8 protein-coding genes are annotated in these 13,921 nt (G+C 66.0%); 2 read left to right on the top strand and 6 right to left on the bottom strand.

The annotated features are described in order from the left end of the window. Positions 1-59 precede the first annotated feature (59 nt). Positions 60-3,152, bottom strand: coding sequence for a transglycosylase domain-containing protein (locus tag ACFOMF_RS15250; RefSeq protein ID WP_386366413.1), 3,093 nt, complete (start codon positions 3,150-3,152; stop codon positions 60-62). A 196-nt stretch (positions 3,153-3,348) separates the two neighbouring features. Then, positions 3,349-3,573 (bottom strand): DUF3203 family protein, encoded by a 225-nt coding sequence (locus ACFOMF_RS15245; protein ID WP_386366411.1) that lies wholly within the window; start codon positions 3,571-3,573, stop codon positions 3,349-3,351. A 404-nt stretch (positions 3,574-3,977) separates the two neighbouring features. Between ACFOMF_RS15245 and ACFOMF_RS15240 the strand changes: the two genes are divergently transcribed. Then, the gene (locus ACFOMF_RS15240; protein ID WP_386366409.1) at positions 3,978-6,338 is read left to right on the top strand and encodes a PAS domain S-box protein; all 2,361 of its coding nucleotides are present in this window, start codon (positions 3,978-3,980) and stop codon (positions 6,336-6,338) included. Positions 6,339-6,348: 10 nt separating this feature from the next. Here the strand turns inward: ACFOMF_RS15240 and ACFOMF_RS15235 are convergent, their stop codons facing one another. From ACFOMF_RS15235 to ACFOMF_RS15225, 3 genes are all read right to left on the bottom strand, one after another. Then, positions 6,349-8,589, bottom strand: coding sequence for an ATP-dependent DNA helicase (locus ACFOMF_RS15235; protein WP_386366407.1), 2,241 nt, complete (start codon positions 8,587-8,589; stop codon positions 6,349-6,351). Further along, positions 8,586-10,229, bottom strand: a complete 1,644-nt coding sequence (locus ACFOMF_RS15230) for a VRR-NUC domain-containing protein (RefSeq protein ID WP_386366405.1) — start codon at positions 10,227-10,229, stop codon at positions 8,586-8,588. Before ACFOMF_RS15230 ends, ACFOMF_RS15235 begins: the two co-directional genes overlap by 4 nt. Before the next feature lie 80 nt (positions 10,230-10,309). Further along, positions 10,310-11,782, bottom strand: coding sequence for a sensor domain-containing diguanylate cyclase (locus ACFOMF_RS15225; RefSeq protein ID WP_386366402.1), 1,473 nt, complete (start codon positions 11,780-11,782; stop codon positions 10,310-10,312). Positions 11,783-11,936: 154 nt separating this feature from the next. Between ACFOMF_RS15225 and ACFOMF_RS15220 the strand changes: the two genes are divergently transcribed. After that, positions 11,937-12,905 (top strand): SDR family oxidoreductase, encoded by a 969-nt coding sequence (locus tag ACFOMF_RS15220; protein WP_386366400.1) that lies wholly within the window; start codon positions 11,937-11,939, stop codon positions 12,903-12,905. 10 nt (positions 12,906-12,915) lie between these two features. Here the strand turns inward: ACFOMF_RS15220 and metR are convergent, their stop codons facing one another. Beyond that, positions 12,916-13,842 (bottom strand): transcriptional regulator MetR, encoded by a 927-nt coding sequence (metR, locus tag ACFOMF_RS15215; protein ID WP_386366398.1) that lies wholly within the window; start codon positions 13,840-13,842, stop codon positions 12,916-12,918. Positions 13,843-13,921 lie beyond the last annotated feature (79 nt).

Raw genomic sequence — 13,921 nt, 5'->3', positions numbered from 1 at the left:
CCAGGACGCGGATTTCAAGGCGCCACCCGCTCACCGTGCGCGGGACAAGGTGAAGCCCGTCAGTGTGTGACAGCGGCGCTCAGGGTTGGCGCTGTCCCCGGATGGCAAAGGCTCTGGGCCGATAGGTAGGGCTGGAGGATGGGCGCCATGCCCTTGAGCACCTGCACCGGAAGGGCCGAGGTGAAGCGGAAGTTGTCCGCGGCACGGCCCGGTACGTAGGCGGTGAGCGTGCCGAAGTGGTTGTCGCCGAGATAGAAGACGAAGGTGGCGGTGCGGTTCATCGCCGTCGAGCTGATCAACCGCCCTCCGGCTCCGATGCTCTGGATACGGTTGTCGCCGGTACCGGTCTTGCCGCCCACCCGCAGCGCCTGGCCATCCTCGAGCCTGAAGCTGCCTTGCAGGCGTCGCGCGGTGCCCCCTTCGACGACATTGGACAGGGCCTTGCGTAGCGCGGCGGCCACCTCCGGCGCCATCACCTGCTGGCCTACGCCAGGCTGGAAGGCGAGGCGGGTTTCATAAGGCGTGTCGCTGGCGAAATGCAGCCCATCGATGCGCACGCTGGGCAGGCGCACGCCATCGTTGAGGATGATGCCCATGAGTTCGGCCAGGGCCGCCGGGCGGTCGCCGGAACTGCCCAGCGCAGTGGCCAGCGAGGGCACCAGATGCTCGAAGGGATAGCCCAGCCGTTGCCAGCGACGGTGAATGTCGGTGAAGGCTTCCACCTCCAGCATGATGCGGATGCGGCTGTCGCGGGCGCTCTTGTGCCGGCTGCGGAACAGCCAGCCGTAGACTTCCTGGCGCTGCTCGCGACTGGCCGCCACCACCTGGCTCATGTCGGCGTCGGGGTTGGCGATCAGAAAGCCCAGCAGCCAGAGATCCAGCGGATGAACCCGGGCGATGTAACCCTGGTCGGGCAGGCTGTAGGCGCCGGGCCCGTAGCGATTGTAGAGGCTCGCCAGGTCGCGGTCGCTGAGGGCGCTGTCGGGCAGGCGCTGACGCAGGAAGCGGGAGAAACTGGCCAGGTCCGCCTCGGGCATCAGGTAGCGGTGGACCGCGGCCAGCCGCACCGGGGTGGCGCGCATGCCGTCGAGAAAGGCTTCGATTCGCTCCACTTCGCTCTTGCCGCGGTATTTTCGCCAGAAACGCTGGAGGAACACTGTGCCTTCGCGGTCGGCAAAGCGCGAGAGGTATTCCTGACGGTCGGGATTCCTGTCGTCCTTGAGTAATTCGGCGCTATTGATGCCCTGGTAGGTGCTGTAACTCACCAGGTCACGCATGAGCCGCACGAACGGCAGGTTCAGCGATTCCTGCATCGATTCGCGCAGGGTGGCGACACGGCCATCGTCTTCGCGGCGGAAGTTGCCGAACCTGTGCATGCCACCGCCGGTGAAAAAGCCCTCGGTCGGGCTGGCCGAATAGCGTCGCTCCATGGCGGTGTCGAGCATCGTCGACAGGCTGCGATCGCCAGCCTGCGCCAGATAGCCCAGCGCCCAGCGGCTGAGGTTGTCGTCCGCCTCGATCCGGCGCAGCTCGGCCGCAGGAAGCCCTGCGTAACGCTGATGCAACTCGGCGATGACTTCCAGATAGGTGGCCAGTACCCGCAGCTTTGCGGTGGAGCCCAGCTCCAGCTTGCTGCCTTCGTTGATATCGAAGGGCTGGTTGGTGTTGTCGGTCTGCACCCGGACCCTGAAGCCCTCATCCCCGCGCTCGAACAGGGTAAAGCTGTAGCGCACCTGGGCGGTCTTTTCCGGCGACAGCATGCGCTCGCCGTACAGCCCCACCTGGCCGGCGAACGCCGGATCGGCGAGTTGCTCGAGGTATTCGCTGATACGCGCCTGCAACTCACCCTGCAGCGGGGTGGTGGCGGTGAGGTCGAGCCGGTCGAGGTCATAGAGCGACAGGCCGAGCAGGTTGGCCAGGCGCATGCGTGCAACGCTGACACCCTTGTTGGTGTCCATCGGCGTGACTGCCGGCTCGTTGCGCAGGTTGCGAAAGGCCACGCGCTGGGCCAGCGCGGCGTCGCGCAGTGCCGGGCCGATCACCTCGCCACGGGCCAGCAGCCGGATATGGCTGTCGGTCAGGCTGGCCAGGTCGTCCCGGCCCTGGGCGAGGTAATAGGAGGGGCGGCGTTGGGCGATCAGCAGCGAGAGAACCTGGCGCAACGCCAGACCCTGATCTTCCAGGGCGGTGCCCATATTGCGACGTGGGTCGAGAAGCCGGTTCACTGCGTCGAAGTCTGCGCCATACCAGAGACGCAGGCCGTCGGCGATGCCATGCACCTCGCCATGCCCGATCACCGCCGACAGCGGCACGCTATTGAGGTAATCGCGCACGATGCGCTGGCGGGTGGCGAGGGTTTCCGGGCCGTCGCGGTAGGCGCGTACGCTGGCCGAAGCCATCTGCCGCAATTTCTCCTCCGCGTTGCTGGTCAGGCCATGGGGCGAATGGCGGTACTTCTCGACCTGGGTCGCCAGGGTGCTGCCTCCGGCCGCCTGCCCGGGTCGGCCCAGGTGCTTCTCGACCTGACTGACGGCCGCCATGGCAAAGCGTGGCCAGTCCACTGCCGGATTGGCGAAAGGGCGTTCGCTGTCGAGCAGCTTGCGGTCTTCGATGAACAACAGGCTCTGGGCCACCAGCGGTGGGATACTGTCGAAGGTCTGGTAATAGGTTTGAGGATAGCGATGGGCGTACAGCGGCTCGCCGCGGCAATCGTCGATCTCCAGACCAGCCTGAGCCTTTTCCGGATAGGGGATATACAGCCCCCGACCGGCATAGTCCTGCAGTGCCGGGGAGAACCGGACCTGTTCCCTGATGCTGAAGCGGCGTTGCTCGAGACGTTCGAGAAAGCCCGGCATCAGTGCATAGCCCAGGCGCCGGTCGAAGGGGCCGTTGGCCGGAAACTGAATATCCGCGCTCGGGCCCCCGTCCAGGTTGTAGTCAAGCGTCGCGGCGTAGCGGCTCAGCCAGTGCGATTGCAGGCGAGAGGTATGCAACTCGTACCAGCCAGCATAGCCGGCGGCGGCGACGATGGAGCCCACCAGCAACTTGACGACGACACGTTTGCGCGGGCGCTTGCCAGCGCCCTGGGGAGAGGCACCGCCCCGGCGCGCTGGCGGGGTCGGTTTGCTTCGGGATTGCCATACTGCGCCCATGTCCGGCCTGGCTCGATGATCTGATCGATAGGCGCAAGCTTATCTGCGGGATGGGGCCTCCGCGAGAGGCCGGTGGACGAATGGAAAAAATAGTTACAGCCGTTGTCTCGGTCCGCCTCATGCATCTCCGATGTCTCTGTTGCGGCCCTCCGAACATCCGGTACGCGTTCCGCGCGGGGGCTGACGACCGGCCGCGTCAGTCGTCGACGAACAGGTTCGAGCGGTCGTCCTGGGCGCCGAGAATGATGAGTTCTTCGGCCTGGGCTTCGGTGATGTGCATGCTGGTGCCCTCGATGCGAAGTTCGGACATCCGCACGTCCGGATCGGTGACCACCTGTGCGTCCATCAGGGCACTGCGGAACACTCGACCATTCTGCTCGATGGTGCAGGTGGAAGTGGCTTTGTCGATCTGCAAGCTCATGGCGTGCCTCCTGTTTGCGTGATGCTCTGGTATCTGACTCGCTGAGGCATGGAAAAATCCTACCCTCTTCGGCGACCAGGTGCGCGACAGGCTTCGCGACGCTGGCGGCGACCTGCCGCGCATTCCCGCCGACCGACTGGGCCCGCGCCTGACGCCGGCCCTGGGCGGTCGGGTGGAGTTCGTTGATCAAGGACGAGGTGCTGCAGCCTGGTCGCAACTTCACCCTGGGGGTGCACCTGACGTTCTGATCCGCGTCGCCATCGAACTCCCGTGGCTGGCTTCCGTCGATACTGAGTAGAGCGTTCGAACAGGGCGGCCTCCAGAGGGCGGCCCGCAGCGGGGATTCGATGACCGAAAAGCCAGAGCAGTCAGCGCCGCCCGCTTTTCTGCAAGGTGGCGGCGTCATGGCGAGTCAGGTGGCCGCGTTCGACTGGTCGGCAACTCCTTTTGGCGCGCTGGACCGGTGGTCGCGGGAGCTGCGCGTGCTGGCGTGCATGGTGCTGCATGCGCGCCAGCCGATGTACCTTGCCTGGGGTGTTGAACTGGCGCTCCTGTACAACGATGCCTATCGCGAGCTGCTTGGCGACAAGCACCCGCAGGCGCTCGGCCAGCCACTGGCCCAGGTATGGCCGGAGGCCTGGGAGCAGCTCGGGCCGATGGCCCGTCGCGCCATGCGTGGCGAAGGTGTCTGGTCACGGGACATGCTGCTGCACGTCGAGCGTAACGGCCAGCGCCGGCAGACCCTCTTCACCTTTTCATTCAACCCTGTAGGTGATCGCGAGCAGGGCGTTGCCGGACTTCTGTGCGCCTGCAGCGAACGCTCGGCAGCGGATACTGCGCTACGGGCCAACGAGGCGCGGCGTCAGGAGAGTGAAACGCGTTTTCGCCAATTGGCCGACCTCGGGCCCTCAATGGTGTGGTTTGGCAACCCCGATGGTTCGCTGAGCTTTCTCAACGAACGCTGGTACGAATACACCGGCCGCAAGGCGACAGAGGCCTTGCCGTACCGCTGGATCGAAGTGGTGCATCCCGATGATCAGGAGCGCCTGCTCAAGGCTTGGGAGCAGGCCCGCGCCAGTGGTGATCTCTATGAGGTCGAGGCGCGCCTCCAGCGCAGCGACGGCGCCTTTCGCTGGTTTCTGGTGAGAGCCTTGCCCATGCGCGATGGCGCGGGTCAGATCACCGCCTGGCTCGGCAGTAACAACGACATTCACCAACGCAAGGCTATGGAAAATGCCTTGCGCAGCGAACGCGATCGCATCTGGACGCTGTCCACCGACCTCATGCTGGTGGCGGATTTCACCGGTCTGATCAAGGACGTCAATCCTGCCTGGCATGATCGCCTGGGTTATGCGGAAGACGAACTGGTTGGCGCGAGTCTGCTTGGCTTCCTGCATTCGGATGACGTAGAGCGCAGCGAGCAGCAGATGCAGCGGCTGGTGGCAGGCGAGACCGTGTTGAGCTTCGAGAACCGCTGGCGTCACCGCGACGGCAGCTACCGCCATCTGTCCTGGGCGGCAGTCCCCGGTCGCGGCTACATGCATGCCATCGGCCGCGATGTCACCGCCGAACGCGCGTCAGCCGAGCGTTTGAGACGGGCCGAGGACGCCCTGCGCCAGGCGCAGAAGATGGAAGCGGTGGGCCAGCTTACCGGCGGTATTGCGCATGATTTCAATAACCTCTTGCAAGGCATCACCGGCTCGCTGGACCTGATCCATATCCGCCTGCGCCAGGGGCGTCTGGAAGGCCTCGACCAGTTTGTCGCCAGTGCCATGGGCTCGGCCAACCGGGCTGCCGCGCTTACCCACCGGCTGCTGGCGTTTTCCCGCCGCCAGCCGCTGACGCCCAAGCCCGTGGATGCCAATCGCCTGGTCGCTTCGATGCAGCAACTGCTGCGCCGCACCATGGGTGAGCAGATCCGCATCCACTTGCGCCTGCAGGATGACCTCTGGCCCATGCGCTGCGACCCCAACCAGCTGGAAAGCGCGGTGTTGAACTTGGCGATCAATGCGCGCGATGCCATGCCCAACGGCGGCCACCTGTGCATCGAGACCTGCCATGTGGTGCTGGATGACGCCTGGGGCGTCGCCAAGCACGAGATCGTTGCCGGTGAGTACGTTTGCATCCGGGTCAGTGATACCGGGGTAGGCATGCCCGAGTCGGTGGCCGAGCGGGCCTTCGAGCCGTTTTTCACCACCAAGCCCATCGGCAAGGGAACCGGGCTTGGCTTATCGATGATCTATGGCTTTGCCCGCCAGTCCGAGGGCTGCGCGGTGCTCTCCAGCGAAGAGGGCAAGGGCACGCGGGTGGAGCTCTACCTGCCTCGCTATCAGGGCAAGGCGCGCGCGGAAGGCAACGAGTCGCCGACGATGTACCAACCTCCGTTGGACCTACCGGAGCGCGGCGTGGTGCTGGTGGTGGAAGACCAGCGTGTGGTGCGCGGAGTGATTCTCGAGCTCTTGCGAGACCAGGGTTATCGGACCCTGGAAGCGGCTGACGGTCCTACCGGCCTGGATATCCTGCAAAGCGATCAGCGTATCGACCTGTTGATCAGCGATATCGGCCTGCCGGGCCTGAACGGCCGGCAGATGGCTGACGCCGCGCGGCAGACCCGTCCCGATCTGAAGGTGTTGTTCATGACCGGGTATGCCGAGCAGGCGGCGCTGGCGGGGGGCGAGCTGGACATGCAGATGGAACTCATCACCAAGCCGTTTGCCCTCAACGAGCTGTCCAGGCGAGTCCAGTCGTTGCTGCAGGCAGGCTAGGTTCGTAGCGCTAATCGACCTGCCACCAGGAGGGCAGCAGGCGACGTACCCGAGACTCGGCGAAACGGTCGTCGATCAGGTGCAGCACGCCGCTATCCTCGGGGGTACGAATGACACGACCGGCCGCCTGCACCACCTTCTGCATCCCCGGATACAGGTAGGTGTAGTCATAGCCGGCACCGAACAGCGCCTGCAGCCGGGTGCGGATGTGTTCGTTGGTCGGGTTGACCTGTGGCAACCCCAGGGTGGCGACAAAGGCACCGATCAGCCGCTCGCCAGGCAGGTCGATGCCCTCGCCGAACGCTCCACCAAGCACGGCGAAACCGATGCCGCGTCCACCGGGGGCGAAGCGGGCGAGAAAGACCTGTCGGGCCGCCTCGTCCATGCCGCGGGTCTGTTTCCAGCAGGGAACGGCAGGATGGGCAGCGGCCAGCCGGGCGGCGACCTGCTCGAGATAGTCGAAGCTGCTGAAGAACGCCAGGTAGTTGCCCGGGCGTTGGGCAAATTGTTCGGCAAGCAGGTCGGCGATGGGCGCCAGCGATGCCTGGCGGTCGGCATAGCGGGTCGACACGTGGCGGGCGATGCGGACCTGCAACTGGGCTGCGCGAAATGGCGAGGTCACTTCCAGCCAGACGTGGTTGCCTGGCAGGCCCAGGGTATCAGCGTGGTAGCGCTGCGGCGTCAGGGTGGCGGAAAACAGTACGCAGGCGCGCGCCTGGGCGAAGCGGGACGCCAGGAAGGGCGCCGGTAGCAGATTGCGCAGGCACAGCCGTGAGCGGCGCGAGGCGCCTGGTGCGGATAACAGGGTGCGCTCGAACAGCGAATGCTCGGCAAAGGACTCGGCCAGGCGGATAAAAGCCAGCGCATCGAACCAGGCGGCCTGCAGACCGGGGGACAGCCCCGCTGGCTGCTCGTTGAGATAGTCGCCCACGGCTGTCACAAACTGCTGCAGTGCCAGCAGCAGCGCATCGGGAAGCGCCGGGTCGACCTGATAGTCGCCGGCCTGCTCTCGATTGAGCCTGTTCCATTGCCGCTGCAATTTATCCAGCGCCTTCTTCAGCGGTGCCGGCGCGGTTCGTCGCAGGTCGGCAAAGGCTCGCTGGTCGAGCGCGGCGCTGTACATGCCGCGGGCGCGCTCCAGCAGGTTATGCGCCTCGTCCACCAGCACCCCGACGCGCCAGCCGTTGGCCTGGGTCAGGCCATGCAGCAGTGCGCTCTGGTCGAAGTAGTAGTTGTAGTCGGCCACCACCACGTCGGCCCAGCGTGCCATCTCCTGGGCCAGGTAATAGGGGCAGACCTGATGGTGCAGTGCGACCGCACGCAGGCCTTCACGGTCCAGCAGGGCCACCCCGGCCGCCTGCGCGCGAGCAGCCGGAAGGCGATCATAGAAGCCTCGCGCAAGCGGGCAGGCCTCACCGTGACAGGCCTTGTCCGGGTGCTCGCAACGCTTGTCGCGGGCCAGCAGCTCCAGCACGCGCAGCGGTGCGTCCATCGTCGCCAGGGCATCCAGCGCCAGTTGCCGGCCCGGCCCCTTGGCGGTAAGGAAGAAAACCTTGTCCAGCGCCTGAGCAGGCATGGCCTTGAGCTGTGGGAAGAGCGTGGCGAGGGTCTTGCCCAGGCCGGTGGGTGCCTGGGCCAGCAGGTGGGTGCCGGTGCAGGTCGCCTTGTAGACCGCCTCGGCCAGCTGCCGTTGACCCTCGCGAAAGCTCGAATACGGAAAGGCCAGGGCGTCCAGGCCCGCGTCCCGCCGTCGTCGGTGCGCCAGTTCCTCTTCGGCCCAGGCCAGAAAGCCCTGGCAGCAGCGCTCGAAGAACTGGCGCAGGGTCTCGGCGTCGTGCTGTTCCAGCAGCAGGGTTTCGCGCTGGCTGGAGACGTCGAAATACACCAGGGCCAGCTCGATCCGCGCCAGCCCTCTGGCCTGGCACAGCAGCCAGCCGTAGACCTTGGCTTGCGCCCAGTGCAGCGCCCGGTGGTTGGCCGGTTGCCGGCTCAGCTCGCCGCGGTGGGTCTTGATCTCTTCGAGCCGATTGGCTGCCGGGTCGTAGCCGTCGGCCCGGCCACGCACCAGTAGGCTGCCGCAGCTGCCCTCAAGCGGCAGCTCGCGCTCGTAGCCGGGGGACCGTCTGCGGGTCACGGTCTGATGCCCGGCGATGCCTTCGATGGCGGTGGGCGACGGGGTGAAACGCAGGTCCAGATCACCGGCCTTGGCGGTGAACTCGCAGAGTGCGCGGACCGAGAGGCGGTAACTCATGCCGACTCGGCCCAGCGCACATGGCACACCGCGACCGGCAGACCGTGCTGCAGGGCGTAATCGAGCCAGCGGCGCTGGTTGTCCTGCAGACGGTCGCCGGGACCCTTGACCTCGATCATCCGGTAGCGTCCCTCCGCCGGCCAGAACTGGATCAGGTCCGGCAGCCCCGACCGGTTGTTCGCCACGTCGCGCAGCAGCCGCTCGAACCAGCAGCGCAGGTGCGCCGCCGGGAGGCAGGCCAGGGCCAGTTCGAGTAGCGTTTCGTCGAGCAGGCCCCAGAACACGAACGGCGACAGCAGGCCCTGCTTCTGCCTCCAGGTCTGACGGATGCGCTCTGCGTGATCGCCGCGATCGAGGGCATCGAGGCAAGTGGCGAAGAGGGCCCGGCGGCGGGTGGCGAAGTCGCTGTGGCCCAGATCGGCAGGGCCGCTGTGGTAGGGGTGGAAGAATGCCCCGGGCAGCGGGGCGAAGATAGCGTCCCAGCAGAGCAGGCCGAACAGCGAGTTGATCAGTCCGTTCTCGACGTAGTGGACCGGCGCACCCGGCTCGCCCAGGTGATCGCGTACTGCCTGCTCGACACTGACGCCCGCCGGCGGCCGGTCGAGCACCAGGTGGATCTCGGGCGTCTGCGGCGGGTAGGGCCGCGCCGGACGGGGCAGGCCCAGCGCACGACGCAACCGTGGAAGCATGCGCTGCAGTTGCTGCGCTTCGCTTTCGTTCTCCGGCGCGGCTTGCGCCTGGAGCGCAAGACCCAGGGCTTCGGCTGCCAGGCCGCTGCGCTCGAGCACCCGTATGCGCCTGGTCCGGGCCCCGGGATAGGTATTGCCGCTGTGGATCTGCAAGGCCCGCCCCAGGTCCGCATCGCGCTCGCACTGTTGGCCGAGGGCCAGCAGCAACTTGCCGCGGCGGGTCTCCAGCCAGTCACTGGCATAGGGCGTGGCGGGGATATCGGCGAGCAGTGCGACGACCGGCTCCCCGGCTTCGAAGCGCTCGCGGCAGGCGTGCAGATGTCGATAGGCCTCCAGCTCGTCGCGGCTATTGAAGGCGCGGGCGGCAGGCGAGAAAGCCACCTGTTCGTACCGGTGGATACCCAGGTCGGCCAGCACGAAATCCGTCCAGTCTTGGCGCAGGTTGCCAAAGAACAACAGCCGCAGGCATTGGCAGAGTTCGCCGGTGAACACCCGGAACACCTGCTCTTGCGAGCCTGTACACCACTCGGCGTAGGGCCGCGCCTCGCCCAGATCGGCACGCAGGATCTCCAGCAACTGGCCCTTGCGCAAGCCGCGCAGGGCCGGGTCGGAGAACAGCATGTTGAGCTCCGGGCGGGTCAGCAGGCCGAACAGTTCATCGGGGGACAGCCGTGGCTGGGTGTCTATCCAGCCTTCATCGGCCAGCGCGGTCGCCGCCTGTCGCGCGCAGCCGATTTCGGCATAACGCAGCCGGTCGCTGCGAAACAGCTCGCCCTTGCGCATGACCATGCGCACCAGCAGCGCGCGGGCTGGTTGCGGCAGCCGCGCAAAGCGGTCGATGAAACCTTTCTCGGCAGGTAGCAGCAGGTCGCCATGGTGGGCATTCACCCAGTCGAGTACCCGCTGGAAGTTGTCGAGATAGTAGAACGGATTGTCGAGGGGCGGGCGCATCGCGCAGAGGGGACAGGTCGGAAAAGCTAGCTATATATCCAGTAGTCGGCGGGCTTGGCAAGCCCGCCCGCCGGACGGCCTCAACCGTGCTCGATACAGACCCGGTTGCGGCCGGATTGCTTGGCCCGGTACAGCGCCCGGTCGGCTCGACCTATCAGGCTGTCGAGGGAGTCGGCTTCGGTCAGCGCGCTCTGGCCGAGGCTCACCGTCAGGGCCAGCTCATGATCTTCGAAGCGGTAGCGCTTGTGTTCAGCCATTGCGCGGATCTTCTCCGACAGGGCGTGCGCGATATCGGAAGCGGTGCCCTTGAAGAGAATCACGAACTCCTCGCCACCCCAGCGGCAGAGGATATCGGACTGACGCAGCCCGGCGCGCAGGTCGCCAGCGAAGTCCCGTAGCACGGTGTCGCCGGCAAGATGGCCGTGGTCGTCGTTGAGCGCCTTGAAATGGTCTATGTCGAGGACCACGGCCGTCAGTGGACTGTGGTCGCGGCGGGCCTCGGCGATCGCCTGCCCGGCCAGCAGCTCGAAGCCACGACGGTTGGGCAGCCCGGTCAGGCTGTCGGTGGTGGCCAGCGAGGCGATGCGCTGCTGGTAGCGCCGCAACACTCTGGCCACCAGCAACAGGACCAGGACGGTGACCAGCAGGCACACCAGGAGGTTGATCAGCAGGGTACGCTGGATGGCGGCGAAGAGGTCGCTTTCGTCCTTGTCGACAAACAGATACCACTCCAGCTCGGGGATGTAGCGGACATTGACGAAGTGCGGTGCTCCCTCGGCACGGTATTCGAACGAGGCTCTGTCGTGGGTAGGGAGTGCGTCGAGTACCTGTGACAGTCCCTGGAACTCGGCGATGGACTGACCGCTGGACAGCCCCAATGGCCCTTTTTCGCGGCCAGTGAGCGTGACCTTGCCCTGGCGATCGGTGAAGAACACCGTGCGCTCGTAGCGCTGCTGGTATTCATCGATGATGCGCGCCGCCGCCTCGACGCTCAGGCCCACCCCGGTCACGCCGATGAAGCGCCCGTCGTAGTCGAGGACCCGGTAGTTGATGAAGAAAGTCATGCGGTCGCTGTTGGCGAGGTCCACGTCGGCGTTGATCTCGTAGGGCTCGCTCATCTCGCGGACGCGAAAGTACCAGCGATCCCGCGGCTCGTCTTCGGCGACCTGCTTGAGCACGCCCTTGGCCTGATAGTAGGTATGGCTGGGCTCGGAGACGAAGAAGGCCGTGAAGGCGCCGTATTCGTTCATGATTTCCGCCAGGTAGCGGGTCATCTGTCCGGCGTCATGCTCGCCAGCCAGCACCCAGTCGCGAACGAAGGTGTCGCGGGCCATCATCGAGGAGATCAGGATCGGCCGCACCAGGTCCTTCTGGATTTCCGAATACACGGTGTCGGAGGTCAGCGGCAGTTCGGTTTCCACCACCGATTCGCGGATGGTGGCGCGTGAGTGGTAGTAGCTGAGCAGCGAGGTAATCAGAAAGCCCAACCCGAGCATGAGCACGAGCGACAGCATGAGCGGACGCGGCAGGCGCCCCGGATGAGATAGCGGCATGATCAGGCGAGTCGGGAAGGGGAGACCATGCTAGCGCGAGGGAGGCCCGCCGTCACCCGAACGGCTGCGCCGGGCCAGCTGTTTTGCTTGGCGTCAGGGAATGTCGTCTGCCAGGGGCTGTCTGCATAGCAATGCCCGAGCAAGGAGTCTTCAGATGAACGAACGCAGTCTCGTCGGCGCGCTGGTGGTCATCACCGGGGCTTCCAGCGGAATAGGCCGTGCCGCAGCCATGGCCTTTTCCCGACAGGGTGCACGCCTGGTGCTGGCGGCGCGTGACGCCGAAGCGCTGGAAGAGGTGGCGGCCGAATGCCGGCAGCTCGGCGCCGAGGCGCTGGCGATGCCGACTGACATGACCCAGAGCGAGTCGGTCGAGCAGTTGGCTATCGCCGCCGGCGAGTTCGGCTACGGGCGGGTCGACGTCTGGATCAACAATGCCGGCGTCGGCGCCGTAGGGGCCTTTGACGAAACGCCGCTAGATGCCCATGAGCGGGTGGTGCAGACCGACCTGCTGGGTTACCTGCGCGGCGCTCATTCGGTGCTACCGTATTTCAAGCAGCAGCGCAGCGGGGTGCTGATCAACACGCTGTCGGTGGGCAGCTGGCTGGCGCAGCCCTACGCCGTCGCCTACTCGGCCAGCAAGTTCGGTCTGGTGGGGTTTTCCCGTGCATTGCGCAACGAGCTGACCCAGTGGCCCGATATCCATGTCTGCGACGTCTATCCCTTTATCGTCGATACCCCGGGTTTTCGCGACGGCGGCAACTATGCCGGGCGTTCGCTGAAGCCGCCATCCCCCTTGACCGACCCGCGTACCGTGGCCGAGGCCATGGTCAGCCTCGCCCGCAGGCCACGGCACAGCACTTCCATTGGCCTGATGGCGACGCTGATGCGCCTGACCCATTTCTTTACTCCGCTGGTGGAGCCGATCTACGGGCCGGTGGTCGGCAAGGCGCTGGACCGCGCCAGCCGCATGCCGACGTCCTCGGGTAATCTGTTCCACCCGCCCATGGGGCAACGCAGGATCGATGGCGGATGGCGGGACGAGCGAAGTTCGGCCCGGCTGATGCTCGCCGGGGCCCTTGCCGCTGGCGTGGTGAGCGCGCTGTTGTTGCGCCGCAAGGGCTAGGACAAGGCCTCTAGCGCGCCTTGGGGGCCGCACTGACACCTTCCAGGGTAGCGAACGAGGTGTCCTTGGCGGTCAGCAGGAAGTCGCGCATGAAGGGGGCTTCGAGCATGTCGCCTCGGATCGCGGCATAGAGGGTCGCGATCAGGCCTTTCTCGCCCAGGCGCCGCGCCGTCACGTAGCCACGGGCGCTGTACTCGTGCAGCGCCCAATTGGGCAGGCAGCAGACGCCCCGGCCCGAGGCCACCAGTTGCATCATCATCACTGTGAGTTCCGAGGTCCGCACCTGCGCCGGCTCGACGTCGGCAGGCTCAAGAAAGCGGGTGAAGATGTCCAGTCGATCGCGGTCGACGGGATAGGTGATGAGGGTTTCGCCAGCCAGGTCCTCGGCACTGACGAAGGGCCGGGTCGCCAGCCGGTGCTGGTTCGCCACGGCCAGCAGCGCCTCGTAGGTGAACAGCGGCACGTAGGTGATGCCCGACATCTCCACCGGGTCGGCGGTGACGACGAGATCCAGGTCGCCGCGCGCCAGGGCCGGCAGCGGCGCGAAGGAAAAGCCCGAGGCCAGGTCCATCTCGACCTCAGGCCAGGCATCGCGGAACTGGTCGATGGTGGGCATCAGCCACTGGAAACAGCTATGGCATTCGATCGCCATGTGCAGTCTTCCGGCGGTGCCGCCGGCCAGGCGCGCCAGGTCGCGTTCGGCGCCGCGCAACTGCGGCAAGATGGCGTCGGCCAGTTGCAGCAGGCGCAGCCCGGCGCTGGTGAAGCGCACCGGGCGGGTCTTGCGCACGAAGAGCTGCAGGCCGAGACGATCCTCGAGCTCCTTGAACTGGTGCGACAGCGCCGACTGGGTCAGGTGCAGGCGCTCGGCAGCTTCCACCAGGCTGTCGGTCTCCCGGAGTGCATGAAGGGTTTTCAGGTGTCGAATTTCCAGCATGCCATCCTCCATGGCTCACCCCATTTCGGGATGAACAGCGCTAATGAGCGGCGATTCTCACGGAGTCGGGGGAGGCTGT

The organism is Stutzerimonas tarimensis, from assembly GCF_042648805.1.
GTDB lineage: Bacteria > Pseudomonadota > Gammaproteobacteria > Pseudomonadales > Pseudomonadaceae > Azomonas > Azomonas tarimensis.
Note: the sequence above shows the minus strand (reverse complement) of the source record. Positions and strands in the feature narration are given on the sequence as shown.

What these genes read in the sequence shown, in the direction of transcription:
- ACFOMF_RS15250 (WP_386366413.1), bottom strand. Translation starts at nt 3,152, where the DNA reads ATGGGCGCAGTATGGCAATCCCGAAGCAAACCGACCCCGCCAGCGCGC.
- ACFOMF_RS15245 (WP_386366411.1), bottom strand. Translation starts at nt 3,573, where the DNA reads ATGAGCTTGCAGATCGACAAAGCCACTTCCACCTGCACCATCGAGCAG.
- ACFOMF_RS15240 (WP_386366409.1), top strand. Translation starts at nt 3,978, where the DNA reads ATGGCGAGTCAGGTGGCCGCGTTCGACTGGTCGGCAACTCCTTTTGGC.
- ACFOMF_RS15235 (WP_386366407.1), bottom strand. Translation starts at nt 8,589, where the DNA reads ATGAGTTACCGCCTCTCGGTCCGCGCACTCTGCGAGTTCACCGCCAAG.
- ACFOMF_RS15230 (WP_386366405.1), bottom strand. Translation starts at nt 10,229, where the DNA reads ATGCGCCCGCCCCTCGACAATCCGTTCTACTATCTCGACAACTTCCAG.
- ACFOMF_RS15225 (WP_386366402.1), bottom strand. Translation starts at nt 11,782, where the DNA reads ATGCCGCTATCTCATCCGGGGCGCCTGCCGCGTCCGCTCATGCTGTCG.
- ACFOMF_RS15220 (WP_386366400.1), top strand. Translation starts at nt 11,937, where the DNA reads ATGAACGAACGCAGTCTCGTCGGCGCGCTGGTGGTCATCACCGGGGCT.
- metR (WP_386366398.1), bottom strand. Translation starts at nt 13,842, where the DNA reads ATGCTGGAAATTCGACACCTGAAAACCCTTCATGCACTCCGGGAGACC.